Source organism: Novosphingopyxis baekryungensis DSM 16222 (assembly GCF_000420305.1).
Taxonomy (GTDB): domain Bacteria; phylum Pseudomonadota; class Alphaproteobacteria; order Sphingomonadales; family Sphingomonadaceae; genus Novosphingopyxis; species Novosphingopyxis baekryungensis.
This window is the reverse complement of the sequence record NZ_ATUR01000002.1, coordinates 72,785-93,289: the sequence shown is the minus strand read 5'-3', so window position 1 is coordinate 93,289 and position 20,505 is coordinate 72,785. Positions and strand designations below refer to the sequence as shown.

General features: G+C 61.2%; 13 protein-coding genes and 1 pseudogene. 7 read left to right on the top strand and 7 right to left on the bottom strand.

The window, feature by feature from the left end:
* Positions 1 to 212 precede the first annotated feature (212 nt).
* The gene (locus G410_RS15040) at positions 213 to 3,338 is read left to right on the top strand and encodes a TonB-dependent receptor domain-containing protein (protein ID WP_022671698.1); all 3,126 of its coding nucleotides are present in this window, start codon (positions 213 to 215) and stop codon (positions 3,336 to 3,338) included.
* A gap of 502 nt (positions 3,339 to 3,840) precedes the next feature.
* Here G410_RS15040 and G410_RS17855 read toward each other — a convergent pair.
* The 3 genes from G410_RS17855 to prfB all read right to left on the bottom strand — a co-directional run bounded on the left by G410_RS17855 (position 3,841) and on the right by prfB (position 5,956).
* Positions 3,841 to 3,996, bottom strand: coding sequence for a hypothetical protein (locus G410_RS17855; protein ID WP_022671697.1), 156 nt, complete (start codon positions 3,994 to 3,996; stop codon positions 3,841 to 3,843).
* A gap of 80 nt (positions 3,997 to 4,076) precedes the next feature.
* Positions 4,077 to 4,826 (bottom strand): class I SAM-dependent methyltransferase, encoded by a 750-nt coding sequence (locus G410_RS15035; RefSeq protein WP_022671696.1) that lies wholly within the window; start codon positions 4,824 to 4,826, stop codon positions 4,077 to 4,079.
* A 2-nt stretch (positions 4,827 to 4,828) separates the two neighbouring features.
* On the bottom strand, positions 4,829 to 5,956 hold the full coding sequence (prfB, locus tag G410_RS0100495; RefSeq protein WP_028970884.1) for a peptide chain release factor 2: 1,128 nt from the start codon (positions 5,954 to 5,956) through the stop codon (positions 4,829 to 4,831).
* A 228-nt stretch (positions 5,957 to 6,184) separates the two neighbouring features.
* On the opposite strand from prfB, the gene gntA reads away from it, so the two are divergent.
* Entirely contained in the window at positions 6,185 to 6,859 is a 675-nt protein-coding gene (gntA, locus tag G410_RS15030) for a guanitoxin biosynthesis heme-dependent pre-guanitoxin N-hydroxylase GntA (RefSeq protein WP_022671694.1), read from the top strand.
* Between the two features lie 5 nt (positions 6,860 to 6,864).
* Positions 6,865 to 7,443 (top strand): DUF1989 domain-containing protein, encoded by a 579-nt coding sequence (locus tag G410_RS0100485; protein WP_211214989.1) that lies wholly within the window; start codon positions 6,865 to 6,867, stop codon positions 7,441 to 7,443.
* Here G410_RS0100485 and G410_RS15025 read toward each other — a convergent pair.
* Complete coding sequence (locus G410_RS15025) at positions 7,428 to 7,676, bottom strand: hypothetical protein (RefSeq protein ID WP_022671692.1); 249 nt, start codon at positions 7,674 to 7,676, stop codon at positions 7,428 to 7,430. The two genes, G410_RS0100485 and G410_RS15025, sit on opposite strands and share 16 nt — an antisense overlap.
* A gap of 200 nt (positions 7,677 to 7,876) precedes the next feature.
* On the opposite strand from G410_RS15025, the gene G410_RS0100475 reads away from it, so the two are divergent.
* On the top strand, positions 7,877 to 9,457 hold the full coding sequence (locus tag G410_RS0100475) for an alkaline phosphatase (RefSeq protein WP_022671691.1): 1,581 nt from the start codon (positions 7,877 to 7,879) through the stop codon (positions 9,455 to 9,457).
* A 95-nt stretch (positions 9,458 to 9,552) separates the two neighbouring features.
* Positions 9,553 to 10,800, top strand: coding sequence for an SAM-dependent methyltransferase (locus tag G410_RS0100470; protein ID WP_022671690.1), 1,248 nt, complete (start codon positions 9,553 to 9,555; stop codon positions 10,798 to 10,800).
* 6 nt (positions 10,801 to 10,806) lie between these two features.
* Here the strand turns inward: G410_RS0100470 and G410_RS15020 are convergent.
* The 3 genes and pseudogenes from G410_RS15020 to G410_RS0100455 all read right to left on the bottom strand — a co-directional run bounded on the left by G410_RS15020 (position 10,807) and on the right by G410_RS0100455 (position 15,626).
* Positions 10,807 to 11,747, bottom strand: a pseudogene (locus G410_RS15020) (cation diffusion facilitator family transporter).
* A gap of 63 nt (positions 11,748 to 11,810) precedes the next feature.
* A complete protein-coding gene (locus tag G410_RS0100460) occupies positions 11,811 to 14,291 on the bottom strand; it encodes a penicillin-binding protein 1A (RefSeq protein ID WP_022671689.1) in 2,481 nt (826 codons plus the stop codon).
* 81 nt (positions 14,292 to 14,372) lie between these two features.
* The gene (locus G410_RS0100455; RefSeq protein WP_245559272.1) at positions 14,373 to 15,626 is read right to left on the bottom strand and encodes an N-acetylmuramoyl-L-alanine amidase; all 1,254 of its coding nucleotides are present in this window, start codon (positions 15,624 to 15,626) and stop codon (positions 14,373 to 14,375) included.
* 557 nt (positions 15,627 to 16,183) lie between these two features.
* On the opposite strand from G410_RS0100455, the gene G410_RS0100450 reads away from it, so the two are divergent.
* Both G410_RS0100450 and G410_RS0100445 read left to right on the top strand, forming a co-directional pair.
* The gene (locus G410_RS0100450; RefSeq protein WP_028970883.1) at positions 16,184 to 19,000 is read left to right on the top strand and encodes an Rne/Rng family ribonuclease; all 2,817 of its coding nucleotides are present in this window, start codon (positions 16,184 to 16,186) and stop codon (positions 18,998 to 19,000) included.
* Between the two features lie 117 nt (positions 19,001 to 19,117).
* Positions 19,118 to 20,473 carry a M48 family metalloprotease gene (locus tag G410_RS0100445; protein ID WP_022671686.1) on the top strand — a complete coding sequence of 452 codons (1,356 nt, stop codon included), beginning with the start codon at positions 19,118 to 19,120 and terminating at the stop codon, positions 20,471 to 20,473.
* Positions 20,474 to 20,505: the final 32 nt, after the last annotated feature.

Here is a 20,505-nt window from a genome sequence, read left to right as displayed (position 1 = left end):
TCGTTATACCCACATACGTTTATCAGCGCTGAGCCAAGCAATCTGATTCGGAAGCGCGAGTTGGTCAACTGTTGCCTAAATGCGCCATCCGATCATTAAACATCAGGAGGTCCATGAGCACGCTTTACATTTGCTGAATGCCCAAGCATTTTTCTATTTATCAAACAGCTAGGAGACCGCACTCATCCCGAGAGCGGTGGAGAATGGAAACTATGCGCATCAAGACTCTTTCTCATTTAGGCGTGGCCCCTATCGCAATCGGAATGGCACTCTTTTCGGCCCCGGTTGCAGCCCAGTCGCAGGACGCGGACGCTCAAGCTACAGCCGATCAGGATGATGATACGACAGTAACCCCGGCCGGAGAAAGCTCCTCGCTCGGCGGCGCGATCGTCGTTACGGGTACGCGTATTCAGCGGCCTAACTTGGATAGCCCGAACCCTGTAACGTCACTTTCTCTCGGCGAAATCCAGTCAACCGGCGAAGTCAACCTAGGCGATGCCTTGAATGACCTTCCTTCGTTGCGGTCGACCTTTAGCCAGCAAAATTCCACGCGCTTCATCGGTACCGCCGGGCTCAACCTTATCGATCTTCGTGGTCTCGGAACAAACCGCACCTTGGTGCTGGTGAATGGGCGGCGGCACATTACCAGCCAGCCTGGCGTGCCAACCAGCGTCGATGTGAACACCATCCCAAGTGCGCTTGTCGAGCGCATCGACATCGTTACCGGCGGCAACAGTGCTGTGTACGGTGCCGATGCGGTTGCGGGCGTCGTGAACTTTATCCTCAAGCGCGATTACGAAGGCGTCGAAGGGCGTGTTCAGGCCGGTGTTGCAGATCATGGCGGTCGCGGAACCTATACGGCATCGCTAATTGCCGGTAAAAATTTTGCTGACGGCCGCGGCAACATCACTGTTGCAGGTGAGTATAGCGAAGCGCGCGGTCTTTATAATACCGACCGTGATGATCTCACCGGCGCCTATAGCGGGCGTCGCCAGCTTCAGCAGGTTGAAAACACGATTGGTGAGCCAGCCGGTGGCAATGGCATTCCAGACCGTGTTTTTGTCGAAGGCATTCGTAACATCAACATTTCTGAAGGCGGCCTGTTTACATCAAGCTGCTCGGGCAGCGCCGCGCGGCAGGCATTCAATTGCACGGGTCAGAACAACCAATCCGGAAACCCGCTTGGCTTTACTTTTGCTTTCGCACCGAACGGGAATCTCATTCGTAATGTAGTGAGCAAAGATCTCCGAACCGTTGGTTCAGGTAACGCAGTTGGTGGACTAGGTTCGACCTTGTTGCTGACTGGGCAGCTTGCTCCAGAAACAGAACGTTATACCGCCAACGTGCTCGCCAGTTTTGAAGTGTCTCCGGCATTTCGGCCCTTTGTCGAAGCGAAGTACGTTCGAATCGATGCGATTCAGGAAGGTCAGCCAACCTTCTTCAACAACACGTTTTCGTTGAACAACCCATTCCTGACCGCTCAGGCTCGCTCAACGCTTCAGCAGTCACTCGCTCCTGGAGCGACGTCCTTCTCCGCATTCCGGTTCAACACGGATTTCGGCGGACGCGGCGAACAGCATCGGCGTGAAACATATCGCATTGTGGCGGGCGTCGATGGAACGTTCAATGATGACTGGGGCTATGAAGTCGCTTTCAACTACGGGCGCCTAGACACATTCTATCGCACCGAAGGTAACGTAAATATCGACCGGTATTTCAATTCGATAGACGCCGTTCGCAATGGAGCGGGGAATATTGTCTGTGCTATCAATGCTGATGCTGGCACAGCTAATGACGACCCTGCATGTGTCCCGGTTAATCTATTTGGGCAAGGAGCGCCATCTGCCGCAGCACTTAATTACATTGTAACAGATTCGACACGCGAGCAGCGGGCTGATCAATATCAGGCTACAGCTTATGTAAATGGCGATCTTTCGCAGTTGTTCGAGCTTCCAGGGGGACCAATTGGTTTCGCCTTGGGAGCAGAATATCGCAAGGAAACAGCGTTTTCCGCTTTTGATGAATTTACAAGAAGCGGCGGAACGTTCTTGAATGCCATTCCGGTCTTCGATCCTGAAGATCTGGAAGTTTATGAGGCCTATGGCGAAGTACGCATCCCCCTCCTGGCAAACATTCCTTTCGCCGAAGAACTCACTGTTGAGGGTGCATTCCGCGTTTCGGACTATAATCTTGGTAACGTGGGAACCGTCGAAACCTACAACGGCGGCGTGGTATGGGCGCCATTCCGTAGCTTCCGTCTACGGGGAAGCTATGCACGCTCTGTTCGTGTTCCCACGCAGTCGGACTTGCTTGCAGCTCCAAGCCAGACATTCCTGAATGGTCTTGTAGATCCTTGCGACTCGCGCTTTATCAACGACAACCCAAATCGTGCAGCCAACTGCGCGGCTGACGGCGTTCCGACGACAGTTTTGGTAAATGGTGTTTCACAGGCGTTTACGAATATCCCTGCGTCAGGTATTCGCGGCTTAAATGGCAGCAACCCCAATCTTGATGCCGAAGTATCGGATAGCTACACGCTTGGCGCGGTGTTCCAGCCAGAATTCGTGCCTGGATTGTCGTTCACAGTCGACTATTACAATATTTCGATCGACAATGTTATCTTCTCACTCGCACCCCAGACGATCATCAACCAGTGCTATGATTCTCCATCAGGCATCAACAACCAATACTGCGCCGCCGTATTTCGGCGACCCGACGGAACGTTTCAGGGTCAATCTGATCGTCAGCTAGGCGGTTCCACGATCAGCCTAGACGTAGCGCCAACTGATCGGTCCTTTATTTCTGGACCGTTCAACTTTGCGAAGCAGAAAACATCCGGCATTGACTTTGATTTGAATTACCAGCGCGACTTTGGCGCAGTTGCTCTGAACTTCCGTGGCCTTCTGTCTTACGTTATCAATCGAGACAACTATACGGACATTGACGATCCGAATTTCATCAATCAGCAACTCCTCGAGCTCGGTGATCCAGAGTTTGCTGGCAGCATGATCGTTGGACTCGACTTCGGCGTACCGCGCGTAACTTATAATCTGCGCTACATCGGCGAGCAGTTCGTTAACACTTTCGAAACGTTTAATCCGCTGCAGGGTCGCCCGGCGGAAAATCCAGACTATTCATTCCCAATCGAATACCCAGAAACTTTTTATCACAATATCCGGGTCGATTTGGAGATGGACAGCAACTTTGGCTTTTACGTGGGCGTCGACAATTTGCTCGACACTCTTCCACCTTTGGGTCTGGACGGTACCGGCTCGGGCAGTGGTCAATATGACAATATTGGACGCTTCCTGTACGCCGGCGCACGCTTCGACTTCTAGAAGTTCAGCGAACTCTGGCGGCTTACTTCCCAAGGTTTGCCGGTGCGGAAAGGGATATAGGAAGGGCCGCGCGACAATGTCGCGCGGCCCTTTCCGCTTGTGCAATAGCAGCGCGTGTTACTCCGGGGAATGTAAAGGTCCTGTCATACCACAGTGACTACAAAGGCTGGATTCGCTAGCGCGTCATAAAATTCGGCATGTGAGATCATAATGATCTGCCTTTCATCGCCCTGTCCTACAACCCCGCCCGCATGCCATGATGCTCCATGACCCATGCTGTTGGATTCGCTGGCGCTTTTCGGCGCATCGGCTCGGCGCGGGCGGGTGAGGGCCGCTCGGCGGGTGTGTGCGGGGGCTGTGATGGTGGAGGGTTCGGGGCTTTGAAGTTTCCCGCTCTGTACAGTGTGAACCAGTGTGACCCTGGCCGCCTCTCCGGGCCGCAAACGCATGAGAGCGGCCATGCGGGTCGGGGGCTGCTTGGGCTGCCTCCGGCCGCGCGGGATCAGTGGTTGCGGTCTTTGGGGGTGACCGGATCGTTGCGCTGCTTTTGCGGGTGGCTGCTGTCGCCGCCGCGCTGCTCGTCCGGGCTCAGCTTGCCGGGCGGATCGCGCGGGGGCGGGCTGCTCGCGGCATCGTCCTGCTTGGGGTGGTCGCTCATGGCATCTCTCCTTCACTTGGGGGATGCCTGGTCAACGAGCGGCGGCGCGCTTGTATCCGCGCGCTGCGGCGGTGGCGGGATCAGCGCTTGGCCGGTTCTGGGGCTAGTTCTGGGGCCGGTTCCGGAGCGGCGCAGGGGGTGATGGCGCTGGGCTCCGGGCGATCGCCCTGGGGGGCGAAGCGGGCGATGTACGCGCCGATGTCCGGGCGCTCTTCATAGCCGGTCAGCCGGTATCCCACCGCCTTCAGCTCGCAGAACAGCAGGCTGGGCGGGGTGCCATGATTGGCGGTGGGCCGGTCGGCATCGACGATGATGACCTCGCCATCCGCCTTCAGCGCGGGGCGCAGGTGCCAGAGGAAGGCATAGGGCTGCGCGATCTCATGGTACATGTGGATCATGAACACGCGGTCGAAGCTGGCATCGGGCAGGCCCGGATCGTCCTGCGCGCCGAGCTTGATGGAGACATTGTCCAGCCGGTCGCGCGCCACGCGCTCGCCCAGCCGGGTCAGCACCGCGCGGTCGATGTCCTGCGCCAGCACGCGCCCCTTGGCGCCCACCCGGTCGCCCAGCCGCACGGTGTAATAGCCCTCACCCGCGCCGATATCGGCCACGGTCATGCCGGGCCGGGTATCTGCCCAGTCCATGACGATCTGCGCCTCGTTCGCCGCCTCGCGCGCAGGCTCATTGCTGAACTGCGTGGCGACGACATTGGCGACCGGGCGATTGGGTTCGGGAAAGGCGGAGGCGTCCGTCTTGGTGGCGGCGCCGTTCTGGCAGGCCGCCAGCAGCGCCAACAGCGGCAGCGCAGCCGCCATCGAGAGCCGCCGCATCGTCAATCGACGTCTTCCACCTCGACCGCTTCGCCCGTCACGCGCTGGGCCAGGGCGGCGGCCATGAAGGGGTCGAGCGCGCCGTCCAGCACATCGCCGGGGGCGGTGCTGGTGACGCCAGTGCGCAGATCCTTCACCATCTGGTATGGCTGGAGGACGTAGGAGCGGATCTGGCTGCCCCAGCCGATGTCGGACTTGGAGGCATGCTCGGCCATGGCGCGCTCCTCACGCTCGCGCAGTTCGGCCTCGTACAGGCGGGCCTTCAGCATGCCCATCGCCTCGGCCCGGTTCTTGTGCTGGCTGCGGTCGTTCTGGCTGGCCACGATGATGCCGCTGGGCATGTGGGTGATGCGCACGGCGCTGTCGGTGGTGTTGACGTGCTGCCCGCCCGCACCGGACGCGCGATAGGTGTCGATCTTGAGGTCGCTCTCGTTGATCTCGATGGCGATGTCGTCATCGATCACCGGGTAGACCCAGATGCTGGAGAAGCTGGTATGGCGGCGCGCCGAGCTGTCATAGGGGCTGATGCGGACCAGGCGATGCACGCCGCTCTCGGTCTTGGCATAGCCATAGGCGTTCTCGCCCTTCACCAGCAGCGTAGCGGACTTGATGCCCGCGCTGTCGCCGCCCTGATACTCGACCATCTCGACCTTGTAGCCGCGGGCCTCGGCCCAGCGCTGATACATGCGCAGCAGCATCTCGGCCCAGTCGTTGCTCTCGGTGCCGCCCGCGCCGGCATGGACCTCCAGATAGCAGTCGTTTCCGTCCGCCTCACCGCCCAGCAGCGCGTTCACCTTGTCGCGGTCCGCCCGGTCGGCCAGCGCCTTGAGGGAGGCCAGTGCCTCGTCGGCCATCTCGCTATCCCCTTCGGCATCGGCCATCTCGATCAGCTCGACCGTGTCGGTCTTCTCCGCCTCGATCTCCCTGGCCGCGCCTATGTTGCTATCGAGCCGCTGACGTTCGCGCATCACCGTCTCGGCCTGCTTTGGATCGTCCCAGAGTGTCGGGTCTTCGACGCGCGCGTTCAACTCGTCCAGTCGGCGCAGCGCGCGATCCCAATCGAGCGAGCGGCGAACCAGGGCAAGGGCGGCGTCGATACGGTCGACAAGGGATTGCGCTTCTGCGCGCATGAACATGGCTCCAGGACTGAAATTGCGTGGCTTTGGAATTAGTGGATCGCGCGGCGATGTAAAGGATCGGGTCTGGCCAAGCGCAGCGCGTCGCTTGTTCGGCGGATCGGCCGATGGGTTTTGACGGCAAGTCCTCAGCCTACCACGAACGCAAGGCATGCCAAAACCTATGTTAACATACATCTAGATTAATCGACCCACGATGATCCGGGCCTAATAGGGCGCGTTATGCAACCAACACCCCCCGATTCGCTGGAACGGTTCATCGCCCGCAACGAGTTTCCCTGCGTCGGTGCCAAATCGGCGCTTGGCAAGCGGCAGCTCGACATTCATTGCGCGCGATCGATCGCGTCCAGCTGGAACGATCTGGAGGTCCATCGCAAGCTGATGGACTTTGCCGCGAAAGCGCAAGACGAGCCCAAGCTTTTCCGTTCTTTCGCGGTGATCTATTGCGCGCCGCTATTGCTGAGCGAGAAAGCATTCGAGCGGCACATGTGGAAGCGCATCCAGTCCATGACGGACAAGGATGTCTGGCTGGGCCAGAACCAGGAGGACGGCGTCAGCGCCGATCCGGACAATCCCCATTTCTCGCTCAGCTTCGGCGGATCGGCGTTCTTCGTGGTTGGTCTGCATCCGGGTGCCAGCCGCAAGGCGCGGCGGTTCACCTATCCCACCTTGATTTTCAATCTGCACGATCAGTTCGAGACTCTGCGTGAACAGGGCCGCTACGAGAAACTTCGCGGCGCGATCCTGGCGCGCGATCATGCGCTGCAGGGATCGGACAATCCCATGTTGTCGCGGCACGGCACCATATCCGAGGCGCGGCAGTATAGCGGCCGGTCCGTACCCGGCAGCTGGTCTGCCCCCTATCACCGCCCCAGCCCATCGGAAGACACGCCATGACCCAGATGACCCGCATCGAACGCCGCACCGGGACCGCGTTTGAACTGAAGCGCGGCCAGCGTCTGATCGTGTGCGATCCCATGGGCGAGCAAGTGAGCGATCTGGTCGCCTTCGGTCTCCATGACCGGGACGAGGTCATCTCCAATGGTCGCACCTTCGATTATCAGGACACGATCTATCTGACGACGGGTCACCGGCTATATTCCAACCGGTCCAACATCATGCTCCATATCGAACAGGATGATGTCGGGCGGCATGATTTTCTGCTGACGCCCTGTTCCAAGGATACCTTCCGTATCCTGTATAATGACGATGACCCGCATCGCGGCTGCTTCGGCAATCTGGCTGCCGCCCTCGACGATTACGATATCGGCGCAGACCGCATTCCCTGCGCCTTCAACATCTTCATGAACGTGCCCGTCGATGGTGATACCGGTCGCTTCAGCGTCCAGCCCCCGCTCAGCAAAGCCGGCGACACCATCACCTTCCGCGCCGAGATGGATCTCATTATCGGCATGACCGCCTGTTCCGCACCGACAAGCAATAACGGCACGATGACGCCGATAGATTATCGTATCGATTGAGCGCTGACGGCGAATGGCGGATCTTCCGGAGAAGGCGGTATCATGCGCCCTTGGGTCCAGTTGTTCTGCATGCGCACCTTGGGGTTGGGCGCGCACCAGATTTCCCCGGTGGCATCGATAGCCGTCACCCAGATCAAATTATGCTCCGGCCCATAGTCGATGACGGCGAAGGCCAGGCCCTTGCCGCGATCGGTGACGGTTACGGGCATGGGCGGGTTGAGCTGGGTGAACATCGCGGCAATCTCCAGCCGGTCGTGATGATCGGCATGACGGTGGAACGATCAACCCGTCCGAATAGTGGCGCGTAAACTTTGATAGGTGGCGCCACCTGATACCGCATGGTTCCTGTATGCAGGGCGCGTCTTGAAGCTGTAACCAGCCTGTGGGATCACCCTGTCATCATCTCAGCCTGCCTTATGCGAGTCCCGATATCATGCGCCATGCCTTCGCCCTGATCCCCCTTCTCCTCGCCGGCTGTGCAGCCAATGCGCAGCAGGAACTGGTCAATTCCGCCGCGCCCGCGCCGACCACGGTGTTGCGCCCGCAGGCGGACAGTGTGCTGAGTGGCGACGCACCGGAAGAGCGATCGATTGCGCGCAGCAAAAGCGCTGCGCAATATCGCGCCGAGGCAGAAGCCTTCGTGCAGCGCCAGATTGCGCGCGAACCCATCAAGGGGCCCGCCAAAAATCTGATCATTTTCATCGGAGACGGCATGGGCATCGCCACGCTGACCGCCGGCCGGATTTTCGAAGGCGAGCGCAAGGGCCGCGATGGCGAAAGCCTGGTCACGGCGCAGGACAGCCTGCCCTATACCGCGATGGTCAAAACCTATTCCACGGATTTCCAGGTACCGGACAGCGCCGCCACCGCATCGGCCATTTTCTCTGGCACCAAATCCCGCAGCGGCACGCTGGGCATGGCGCCGAGCGTGACGACGGGCGACTGCGCCGCATCGCTCTCGTCACCAGTCGAAAGCCTATTCGAGCGGGCCGCCGATCAGGGCCGCGCCACCGGTATCATTTCCACCGCGCGCATCACTCACGCCACGCCTGCGGCAACCTATGCCCACAGCGCCAGCCGTGATTGGGAGAATGATGCCGTTCTGCCAGCCGAAGCCAAGGCCGCCGGTTGCACCGATATCGCCGCGCAGCTGGTCAACTGGAACCATGGCGGCGGGTTCGATCTGATGATGGGCGGGGGCCGTGCGAATTTCCTGCGCGCCGATGAGGCCGATCCGGAATATCCGGGCAAGACCGGTGCACGCACCGATGGCCGCGATCTGGCTGCCGATTGGGCGTCCCGTACCGGCGGCCATTATATCTGGAACGGCGCGCAATTTGCCGCGCTGCCTGCCAACGGCAAGCCTGTGCTCGCGCTGTTCGAGCCGAGCCATATGCAATATGATGCCGATCGCGCGCGAGATCCGGGCAAGGAACCGTCGATCGCCGCCATGACCCGCGCCGCCATCCAGCGCTTGTCGAACAAAGCGGAAGGCTTTGTCCTGCTGGTAGAGGGGGGACGCATCGACCATGCCCATCATGCCGGCAATGCCTATCGCGCGCTTGCCGATTTTGCGGCGATGGATGAAGCGGTGCAGACAGCGCTCGACCTGACCGATCCTTCGGAGACGACGATCATGGTCACAGCCGATCACAGCCACGTCTTCACCATGGCGGGCTATCCGGCGCGGGGAAATCCGATCCTAGGCCTGGTCAATGCCGATGAAGATGGCGCGCCGGCCACCAAGGACGGCAAGGCCTATACCACGCTCGGCTACATGAACGGGCCCGGCGCCGTTGCGGCGACTGGACGCACCGATCCTGCCGATACGGACACGACGGCCAAAGACTATCAGCAGCAGGCGCTTGTCCCGCTCGGTTCGGAAACCCATGCCGGCGAAGATGTTGCGCTGAAGGCCATCGGGCCTGGCGCCTATCTGGTATCTGGCACCATAGAACAGAACGCGATCTACGCGCTCATGGCGCACGCTCTGGGTTTGGCGGCGGAAGATTGACCTGGCGCTGCCCGGCGCCGCCAAATCTCCCGATCGATGCTCCTGAGCGGCAAAAAGCGATGGCGCAAGGCAGCAGCAATCCATAGATAGCCGCCATGAGCAAAACCCTCGTCAGCCGCTACCTCTCTTCCATCGTCAAACAAGGCACGCTTACCGTCTCCTTTGCCGACGGCACGCAGCAGACCTTCGGCCAACCGGCCGAAGGCTTTCGCGACGTTGCCCTGACATTTACGGACTCCAAGGTTCCGCGTGATATCGTGCTGGATCCGCGGCTCGGCGCGGCGGAAGCCTTTATGGATGGCCGCCTGACGCTGCAGCAGGGTGGCATCATGGAACTGGTCGAGCTGTTGCGTGCGAACACCCCATGGGATCGCGGCGGAAGCATCGGCCCGCCGAGCCCGCTGCGGCGCCTCAGCAACCGCATCGCCTTTGCGCGGGAGGCGATCAACGACAAGTTGGGCTCGCAGCGCAATGTCGCGCATCATTATGATATCGGCAATCCGCTCTACCAGCTGATGCTGGATAGCGAGCACATGCAGTATAGCTGCGCCTATTGGGATGACGGCGTGGAAACGCTGGCCCAGGCGCAAGAGGCCAAGCTGGCGCATATTGCTGCCAAACTGGCCCTGCGCGATGGAGACCATGTGCTGGATATCGGCTGCGGCTGGGGCGGCATGGCAATCTATCTGGCGCAGAAATTTCAGGTCCGCGTCACGGCCATCACGCTATCGCGCGAGCAGCTGGCCCTGGCGCAGGAGCGCGCCGAAGCGGCCGGAGTCGCCGATCGCATTTCGTTCGAGCTGGTCGATTATCGCGAGCTGCCCGGGCGCGGCAAACAGTTTGACCGGATCGTTTCCGTGGGCATGTTCGAACATGTGGGCCGCCCGCAGTTCGAGACGTTTTTCGAAGCCTGCGCGAACCTGCTGGTCGATGACGGAGTCATGCTGGTCCACACGATCGGACGGATCGGCTCGCCCGGAACGACCGACGCCTTCACCAGAAAATATGTCTTCCCCGGCGGCTATATCCCCGCCCTTTCCGAGACGGTGGCCGCAAGCGAGAAGTTTCGCCTGATCGCCACCGATACCGAGATGCTGCGCCTCCATTACGGCAAGACCCTGCGCCAATGGTATGCCAACTGCCTCGCGCATCGGGAGGAGATCATCGCACTGCATGATGAGCGGTTCTACCGCATGTGGATGTTCTATCTGGCAGGCGCGACCTCCAGTTTCGAATATGGCGGCATGTGCAATTATCAGATCCAGTTCACCCGCGACCGGCATGCCCTGCCGCTGACCCGGGCCTATATGGCGCGCGCGGAGGCCGATATTCTGGCGAAATAACGCGACTTAATGTGCTGGCAGATCGGCAGCGTCCTGCGCTTTTTCGGGGCGCACTAGATTGAGGACAATTCCGGCACGGCCGCGCGCAGTTCATCTTCAAGTTCCTCGATCAGCCGCTCGCCCTCCCCCATGCGCAGATCGTCGGCAAGGTCCGCGCTGATGGCGACGAAGACCTGTTCCGGCGAAGAATGGACCGTGCGCACATGGTTGACCGCGGTCACCCATGCCTGCCGGTCCACGATGGATCGAATGGTCTCGATACGCGCGGCATCGGCGCCTTCGCCGATCAGGAGGCCCTTGGCTTCGCGCGCCAGCGTGATAGCCACCGCCGCAAGGATCACGCCGATGACCATGGACGCGACCCCATCAAGCTCGGGCATGTTGAAGGCGTGGCTCGCCCAAACGCCAAGGGCGGCGACGAGCAGCCCGGCCAGCGCTGCGGAATCTTCGAACAGCACGACGAAGACGGAGGGGTCCTTGGATCGCTTGATCTCCTCCCACCAGCTGCCCTCACCCTTGCTGGACGCAAATTCACGCACCGCGATGGTCCAGCTCGTTCCTTCCATCAACGCAGCCACGCCAAGCACGACATAGTTGATCGTCGGATCGGTCAATTCCTCGGGCGACGTGTAGTGGACATAGCCTTCGTAGATCGAAATGCCCGCGCCCACGGCAAAGATGAGGATCGCCACCACGAACGCCCAGAAATACAGCTCCCGGCCATAGCCGAAGGGGTGCTGATGATCCGGCGGACGGTTGGCGCGGTGGCCGCCATATAGCAGCAAGACCTGATTGAGACTGTCGACGACGGAATGAAACCCTTCGGACAGCATCGAGGACGAACCGGTGATGCTGGCCGCGACGAATTTTGCGATCGCGATGCCGAGATTGGCCGCAAGCGCACCGAAGAGCACCAGATTTTCGCGGACATAGGATAAAGCTGCCATGTGTCCGCAATGTAGGGGAAGCGAAATGGCTCCCCCAGTCCGCATCCCCGTCTTCATGCAAGCCTAGTAGATGCCGCCTTCGCTGGCGATGAAATCATTGTCCTGCTGCGTCCCGACGACGCCCGGCACCGGCTTGGCCTTGGCCTGGCTGGCGGATTTACGCCGTGCCTGCCGCTGGCTGCGCGCGGCAATTTCCTCCGTCCGGATCGTGCGCTTCGGCTCTGTTTCGGGCTTGAACGCCTCCCAGATCACCGCGTCCAGCGGGCCACCCTCCGGCCAAGCGCCATAGACGCGGCGGCCGGTACGCCGGTCGATCCGCACAAGCCGTACGCCATCCGGGGCGGTGAAGGGACGGGCCGGCATGCCCTCAAACGCTTTTTGCGCGAACTGCTTGAAAATCGGTGCCGCCACCCGGCCACCCTGCGCATATCCGCCAAGGCTGCGCGGCTGATCGAAACCAAGATAGACGCCCGCCACCAAATCGGGCGATCCGCCGATGAACCAAACATTGGTTGGCCCCGTGGTGGTGCCCGTCTTGCCGAACAGCGGACGATCCAGATCGCGCAGGACGGTCGCCGTGCCACGCTGCACCACGCCTTCGAGCATATGCACCACCTGATAGGCGGTCACAGGGTCCATCAGCTGCTTTCCGTCCGGCGTGAAGCGCGGCATCGGCCCGCCATTCCATTCGTCCGCATTGCAGCCGCGGCAGGGCTTCCAGTTCTTGGGCCAGATCACCTGACCACGCCGGTCCTGCGCAAAGTCGATCACGGTCGAATCCAGTTTGCGGCCATGATTGACCAGCATGGAGAAGGCGTTCACCATCCGCTCCACCGTGGTATCGCCGGCACCCAGCGCGAACGACAGATACGGCTTGTAATCGCCGATCCCCATCGTCTTGATGGTCTTCACCACATTGGGCATGCCGGCATCATTGGCCGCCCGCACCGTCATGAGATTGCGTGACTGTTCCAGCCCCCAGCGCATCGTATGTGCGCCCGATCCACCGGCACCGCCAAAGTTGCGGAAGCATTTCTGCCCAAGCGAGGCGCTTTGATAGACGCAGAACGTCCCATCCACGATCATCGTGGCCGGGGTCATGCCCTGATCGATCGCCGAGGCATATACGAAGGGCTTGATGGTCGATCCGGGCTGGCGCATCGCCTGCGTGGCACGGTTAAAACTCGACAGGCGATTGTCAAACCCGCCCTGCATGGCGAAGATGCGACCGGATGTGGGATGCTCCACCACCATGCCGCCGCCCACTTCCGGCACGCTGCGCACCGCCCAGTTGCTGCCTGATGGCGCAGCGGCCGTCAGCATACCCGGCGTCATGGCAGACGGCACACCCTGCAACGGCGCGCGGCTGCCATCGGAAAAGCCGATCTCGTTATCGCCGAGATAGACGCCGATACGCCAGTCCTTGTAATCGGTATTTTTTCCGGTGGAGGCCAGCTGCCTTGCCCAATCCCCATCATCCAGATCGATCGATCCGATCACATCCTTCCAGCCGCGCCCGGCGCTGTAGCGCATCATGCCATCGCGCAGGGCTTCCGTCGCCCATTTCTGATAGTCGGGATTGAACGAACTGCGCACCCAGAGGCCGCCGGCATATACGCTATAAGGCCCGCTCTCCGCATTCTCACCGAAGCGATCGATCAGGCGGCGGCGCACCTCTTCGACAAAATACCCGCCCTGCGATGCGAATTGACTGCCCTGCCGGGCAATCGTTCCCAGCGGCTCGGCCCGCGCCGCCTGCATCTGTGCCTGCGAAATCCAGTCATTGGACTGCATTTCGCCCAAAGCCCAGTTGCGGCGGACGATCGCGCGCTGGGCATTGCTTTCCGGTTGATAATTGCTCGGCCCCTTTGGCAGGATCGCCAGATAGGCAATCTCATGCAAGTCCAGCTGGTCGACATCCTTGCCGAAATAGGCCTGGGCCGCCGCCTGGACGCCATAGGCGTTTCGGCCGAGATAAATCTCGTTCAGATAAAGCTCGAGGATCTGCTGCTTGGTGAGCGCGTCTTCCATGCGGAAGGCCAGGATCGCCTCTTTCAGCTTGCGGCTATAGGTCGCTTCATTGGTCAGCAGGATGTTCTTGGCAACTTGCTGCGTGATCGTCGAGGCACCGCGCGAGCGGCCGGACGAGGTCACATTGTTGATCGCCGCAGACATGATGCCGGGATAATCCAGCCCACCATGCTGAAAGAAGGTGCTGTCCTCGGCTGCCAGATAAGCGCGCACCATCAGTGGTGGGAAATCGGCATATTGCAGCTGTACGCGCCGTTCCCGCGCATAGCTGTGAAACGGCTCCCCCTGAAAATCGCGAACGATGGTGGGCAGTGGCGGCTCATATTCGGTGAGCGCTGCCGCGTCCGGCAGGTCCTTGGCCACGAAGAACCACAGCCCCACCAAAGCGACCAGCCCGAGCACTGCCAGAGCCAACAGCGCCTTGATCCAGCGGCTCTGCCACAGGCGCGATGCCAGCCCTCCTGCGTCACGGCGCAGGTGGTAAGCGAAATTCGGTGTATCAGCCTTATCCATCAGGCGCGTTTTCTATCAGCTTTCCTCAAGCGCGCCAGCCTTAAGCAGGCCCCGATCCAGCCGTTAGAGGATCATAGCCGCCTAGCGCAGAGCAATCTTCTTTGCGAAATGCACCTGAACTGCCGATGAAATACCCTGCGCCACCCGCCTTTGACCGGCCGACGAAGAAAGGAATGCCACGTCGTCTTCGTTCGTCAGATAACCGGTTTCGAAAAGCACCGACGGCGTATCGGGGGCTTTGAGCACCATCAGACTGGCAAACCGATGTGGATTGGCTTTGACGCGCATGTTGCTTTTCGCTTCGCGCGCCAGCAATTCGGCAAAATCGGCGGAGATGTTCATCGTCTCTCGCTGGGTCAGGTCGATGAGGATGGACGACAGATCATCGCCTGCCGCACCGAGATTGATGCCATTGATAATGTCCGCCTTGTTTTCCCGTGATGCCAGGCGCTGCGCCTCCCGGTCCGACGCGACTTCCGACAGGGTGTAGACCGTGGCCCCGCTCGCGGCCTGATTTTCCGCGCTGTCGGCATGGATCGAAATGAACAGGTCGGCGCCCAGCTTGCGCGCAATGGCATAGCGGTTCTGCAGCACGATGAAGCTGTCGGTATCGCGGGTGAGGGCAACGCGTGCCTGGCCGCTGGCAACCAGCTTGTCCCGCACCGCCTTGGCAATGGCGAGGGTCACGTCCTTTTCCAGCTTGCCGCCATGGGGGCTCACCGCGCCGGGATCATGGCCGCCATGGCCGGCATCGATGACGACGAGGGGCAGGCGCGGATCGTCGCGCCCGTAAATGGTCGGCAGATTGCGGCTGGTACGCGGCGGCGCCAGTTTCATCGACACGCTATAGCCGCCCGGCTCTGCGACGCGCCGCGCCATCGCCGGCGCCAGCAAGGATTGACGGTTGGCCACGAGCTTGCGGGCAAAGTCCGTCGCGCTCGTACGCGCGAGCGCCAAAATCAGACTGCGCCCATCATCGGCAAAGCGGAAGTCCGATAGCGTAACGGGTTGATGGAGATCCACCACGATACGGGCAGTGTCTTCATCGAACTGGCCCCCGCGTACATATCCCAAGGCGCTGTCGCGTTCGGCAAAGGACGCATGGTTTATGCCGTCGACATCGATCGCGACACGGTCCGGACCCTGCAATCCAAAGACGGACGCGCCTTCCACCGGAGCGTCGAAATCCACCACCAGTTCATCGCCTTGCAGGCGCACACCGGTAATGGCGCTCGCATGCACCGGCATATAGGCGATCAGCAGCGATAGGATCAGCGCGATCATGGCCGCCATATGGCGTCCGCTGCCGCGCATCGTCCAGAAAATTCTATCCAAGGTCCGTGCTCCGAATTACGCTCGTGAGGTAGCCTTGCTACGGCTTCAGTCGCTTCGGCGCGGTTCGCAAATACGGTTTACAGCCAGGCTTAGCAGCAGCTTTCGCAGCACCGTTAATGCCCATGGTTAACGGTGCGTAAGGACAGTGTTTCGGAACGGTCGGCGTGACACCAGGCACCTACTTTGCCAAATAGGTTGCGATAGACAGGCAGTGCTGCTAGCCCAGACCCGACCCGATCGACTGGAAGAGAAATCCCCGTCCATCGGCATCATGGCGGCATCATTTTTGCGCCGCTACCAATCAGGTTGACGCTGCATGAGGTATCAAATTCGGACATACGCCGCCTCCCTCGGGAAGCGCGGCGCATGGCAAGCGGCCTATGGGCTGCGTCCGGATTTCGTCCGCGCCACGCGCCCGGACAATATCGCTGCAGCAGATGCATTTCTAACATCACCGTGCCGGACGGAGGGCTTTGTGTCCCTACACGTCGGCCTCAAGCAAATTGGCAAGGCTGCGCCCGTAGTGGTTTGCGCCCGCTCTGCCAGGAGAACATTACATGACAACGCGTATGCTGATCGACGCGCGCCACCGGGAAGAAACCCGGGTCGCGGTCGTCCAAGGAAACCGGATTGAGGAGTTTGACTTCGAATCCGCTGAGCATGAACAGCTCAAAGGCAATATCTATCTAGCCAAGGTTACCAGGGTTGAGCCCTCGTTGCAGGCGGCATTCGTCGATTATGGCGGCAACCGCCACGGCTTCCTGGCGTTCTCCGAAATCCATCCTGATTATTATCAGATCCCCAAGGAAGATCGCGACCGGCTGCTCGCCGAAGAAGCTGAGGCCGCCGAAGAAGAAGCCGCCGCGCGCGAAGCAGAAGACGATGCCGACGATGCGGCAGACGCTGCCGACGACGACGATAACGGCCTCGACGAACCGGAGCTGGTCGAGGTCGACAAGGACACGTCGGTCGATACCATCGATGCCAAGGAAGGCGAGATTCCGGATCTCGAGAGCGACGACGCCAATGAGGACGCGGACGACGATCAGTCCGGCGCGCGTGGTCGTGGACGTGGGCGTGGCCGCAAAGGCAATGGCAATGGTCGCGGACGGTCCGCTGCCCGGGCCAGCGACGCCGCGCGCGCCAAGCGTCAGGAGCTGCGCCGCCGCTACAAGATCCAGGACGTCATTCATCGTCGTCAGGTCCTGCTGGTGCAGGTCGTCAAGGAAGAGCGCGGCAATAAAGGCGCGGCGCTGACCACCTATTTGTCGCTCGCCGGGCGCTATTGCGTGCTGATGCCCAACACGTCGCATGGCGGCGGCATCAGCCGGAAGATCTCCAGCGCGTCCGATCGCAAGCGTCTGAAATCGATCGTCGACGATCTGAACCTGCCCCGCACCATGGGCTGCATTGTGCGGACCGCCGGTCTTTCCCGCACCAAGCCGGAGATCAAGCGCGACTTCGATTATCTGGCGCGCCTGTGGGACGAGATCCGCGAACGCACGCTGGGCAGCGCCGCACCGGCGCTGATCCACAGCGACAGTGCGCTGATCAAACGTGCCATCCGCGATATCTACAATCGCGAGATCGACGAGGTGCTGGTCGAAGGGGATGAAGGCTACAAGTCTGCCAAGTCCTTCATGAAATTGCTGATGCCGAGCCATGCACGCAAGGTGAAGCAATATGCGGACCCGGTTCCGCTGTTCCAGCGCCATGGCGTGGAAGATCAGCTGTCCGCGATGTACCAGCCGGTCGTGCAGTTGAAGTCCGGCGGCTATATCGTGATCAACCCGACCGAGGCGCTGGTCTCGATCGATATCAACTCGGGCCGATCCACCAAGGAACATGGGATCGAGCAGACGGCGCTGTCCACCAACATGGAAGCCGCGCGCGAAATCGCCCGGCAGCTGCGTCTGCGCGATATGGCCGGTCTGGTCGTGATCGATTTCATCGACATGGAAAAGAACGGCAACAACCGGAAGGTGGAGCGCTGCCTCAAGGAGTCGCTGAAGAACGACCGCGCCCGCATTCAGGTCGGTCGCATCTCGAGCTTCGGTCTGATGGAGATGAGCCGTCAGCGTCTACGCACCGGCGTGCTGGAAGCATCGACCCGCGAATGCCCGCATTGCGAAGGCACGGGCCTTGTGCGCACGGCGTCGTCTGCCGGGCTTACGGCGCTGCGGCACATCGAGGAGGAAGCCGCGAAGGGCAAGGGCCGCGAAATCACGCTGCGCTCCAGCCAGGAAGCGACGATCTACGTCCTCAATTCCAAGCGTAATGAGCTGGCCGAGATCGAGGAGCGCTATGGCGTCGTGATCGAAATCCTGCCCAATAGCGAGGCCGAGGGCGCCAAGATGACGGTGAGCAGCTCCGGCGGCAAACCGCAGAAGGAAGTACATTTCGAACCGATCGTCGACGAGGAAGACTTCGCGGACGACGTTGCCGACGATCTGGACGATCAGGACGCAACTGACGATAGCGCGGGGGCCGAGAGCGAGGAGCGGGACGAAAAGCCCCGGAACCAGCCGCGCAATCGTCAGCATGAAGATGGCGATGACGACAAGCCGAAGCGCAAGCGCCGGCGTCGTGGTCGGCGCGGCGGTCGTGGTCGCAAGCGCGAGGACGACGAGCAGGGCAACCAGTCCGACGATGCCGACGGTCAGCAGAGCGGTCATGGCGATGATGACGCCAAAAAGGGCGACGCTGCCGAAGAACGCGGGACGGACAGCTCATCGGACGATAAGCCCCGTGCGCGCCGCGGACGTCGACGCAAGTCCAGCGGTGAAGACGCTGCTATGCAAGACGGTGGAACGCCAGCGGATAGCGATGCCGTGGCCACGGATAGCGATGCCGATGGCCAGACGCCGGACGCCGAAGCCGAGGCTCCGAAAAAACGTGCGCGTCGCCGGCCGGCCAAGGCCAAAGCCACGGACGAGCAGTCGTCGCAGGACGAGGCCACGACGGCAGGAGCGGATAAGGCGACCGACAGCGCTCCATCTGCTGACGAGGAGAAGCCAAAGCCCAAGCGCCGCAGTCGTGCCAAAAAGGCGGACGCCGACAACACCTCCGCTGACGGCGGCGACGGCGACGGCAATGCTGCCGAGAAGCCCAAGCCCCGTGCCCGCCGCAAGAAGGCTGAGCCGGCGGAACAGGCTGTTACGTCCGATCCTGCCGAAACTGCCGGCAGTAACGAGGAACCAGCGACCGAGCCCAAACCGTCCCCTGCACCTGCACCTGCACCTGCACCTGCACCAGCGGCAACGGACGTGGCAGCCGAAGGAAACGATGTTTCCCAGGCCGACGGCGGCGACAGCGCAGACGGGTCTGATGGTGGCCCGCCACGACGCGGCTGGTGGCAGCGAACCTTTGGCTGAGATCACCACGCCGATAGCGATTTTATCGCTATGACTGATACGCGCGGGCATTGCTGGACCTCGTCCGGTTGCCCGCGCGCTTCACGTCCGGTTCAGCGGCCGGAACGCATTGGCAGTATGATGGTCCGCACTGCCGTTTGTCTCGTCCTTTCCCTGGTTATCGCGCTCAGGCCTGCGGCAGCGCAGAGTGTGTTGCGCGATGCGGAGACCGAGGCTTTTTTCCGAGAAATCAGCGCGCCGCTGGTCCGTGCCGCTGGCATGCGACCGGAGGATGTGGAAATCGTTCTGGTCGGCGACCGGGCGATCAACGCATTCACCGCTGGCGGACAGACAGTCTACATCAATAGCGGCCTGATCGAAGAGGCCAGCACCGCCAATGAGGTTCAGGGCGTCATCGCCCATGAGCTTGGCCATGTCGAAGGCGGCCACGCGATGCGCGGCGGAGACGCGGCAGCTTCGGCCCAAAGCATCACGATCGGATCGCTGCTCCTTGGCGCACTTGCCGCCGTGGCGGGCGCCGGTGACGCTGCAGCAGGCATCATGATGGCGGGCCAGCGCGCCGCGATCGGCAAATATCTCGCTTATTCGCGCGTGCAGGAAAGCGTTGCCGACGCCAGCGGCGCGCGCTACCTGTCAGAGGCCGGCATCACCGGTCGCGGGTCGATCGACTTTTTCAAGAAGCTGCAGAGCTATGAATTCCGTCTCGGTATTCCGCAGGACGATGAGCAGGCCTTTGTCCGCAGCCATCCGCTCTCGGGAGACCGCGTCCAGTATCTGCGCGATACCTATTCCAAGGATCCGGCCTGGGAAGCGCCGCTCAACCCGAAATGGGAGAGCGATTTCAAGCGGGTGAAAGCGAAGCTGCTGGGTTACATCGCGAGGCCGGAGGAAACATTGCGGGACTATCCGGAAAGCGACCAGAGCGTGCCCGCCCGCTACGCCCGTGCCTATGCCTGGCACAAATCGGCCTATCCCAAAAAGGCGACGCAGGAGGCGCAATCCCTGATCGCGACGGACCCGAACGACCCCTATTTTCAGGAATTATACGGCCAGATTCTTTTGGAGTCAGGCAAGCCGGATCAGGCCATGGCGCCTTTGCGCAAGGCTGTGGCGGGATCCGACAATAATCCGCTGATCGCCGCGCTGTTCGGCCATGCGCTCGTTGCCACAGAAGATCGGGCCAATCTGGCCGAAGCGCAGGAGGTCCTGAAATCCGCGGTCGTACGGGACAACCGCAACCCCTTTGCCTGGTATCAGCTGGGCGTGGTCTATGAACAACAGGGTGATCAGGCGCGGGCCGCCCTGGCCACGGCAGAACGCGATCTGATGACCGGGGAGTCCAGTCTGGCGCTGCGCCACTCGGATCAGGCCATGAGCGGCCTGCCGGATTACAGCCCGGACTGGTTGCGCGCGCAGGACATTCGTCTGATCGCGGAAGCGCAGCTGGAAGATGACAAGAAGCGGCGTCGATGACGGCCGCTGGACAGTGCATGCGCGCCTGTTAG

What these genes read in the sequence shown, in the direction of transcription:
- G410_RS15040 (WP_022671698.1), top strand. Translation starts at nt 213, where the DNA reads ATGCGCATCAAGACTCTTTCTCATTTAGGCGTGGCCCCTATCGCAATC.
- G410_RS17855 (WP_022671697.1), bottom strand. Translation starts at nt 3,996, where the DNA reads ATGAGCGACCACCCCAAGCAGGACGATGCCGCGAGCAGCCCGCCCCCG.
- G410_RS15035 (WP_022671696.1), bottom strand. Translation starts at nt 4,826, where the DNA reads ATGCGGCGGCTCTCGATGGCGGCTGCGCTGCCGCTGTTGGCGCTGCTG.
- prfB (WP_028970884.1), bottom strand. Translation starts at nt 5,956, where the DNA reads ATGCGCGCAGAAGCGCAATCCCTTGTCGACCGTATCGACGCCGCCCTT.
- gntA (WP_022671694.1), top strand. Translation starts at nt 6,185, where the DNA reads ATGCAACCAACACCCCCCGATTCGCTGGAACGGTTCATCGCCCGCAAC.
- G410_RS0100485 (WP_211214989.1), top strand. Translation starts at nt 6,865, where the DNA reads ATGACCCGCATCGAACGCCGCACCGGGACCGCGTTTGAACTGAAGCGC.
- G410_RS15025 (WP_022671692.1), bottom strand. Translation starts at nt 7,676, where the DNA reads ATGTTCACCCAGCTCAACCCGCCCATGCCCGTAACCGTCACCGATCGC.
- G410_RS0100475 (WP_022671691.1), top strand. Translation starts at nt 7,877, where the DNA reads ATGCGCCATGCCTTCGCCCTGATCCCCCTTCTCCTCGCCGGCTGTGCA.
- G410_RS0100470 (WP_022671690.1), top strand. Translation starts at nt 9,553, where the DNA reads ATGAGCAAAACCCTCGTCAGCCGCTACCTCTCTTCCATCGTCAAACAA.
- G410_RS0100460 (WP_022671689.1), bottom strand. Translation starts at nt 14,291, where the DNA reads ATGGATAAGGCTGATACACCGAATTTCGCTTACCACCTGCGCCGTGAC.
- G410_RS0100450 (WP_028970883.1), top strand. Translation starts at nt 16,184, where the DNA reads ATGACAACGCGTATGCTGATCGACGCGCGCCACCGGGAAGAAACCCGG.
- G410_RS0100445 (WP_022671686.1), top strand. Translation starts at nt 19,118, where the DNA reads ATGATGGTCCGCACTGCCGTTTGTCTCGTCCTTTCCCTGGTTATCGCG.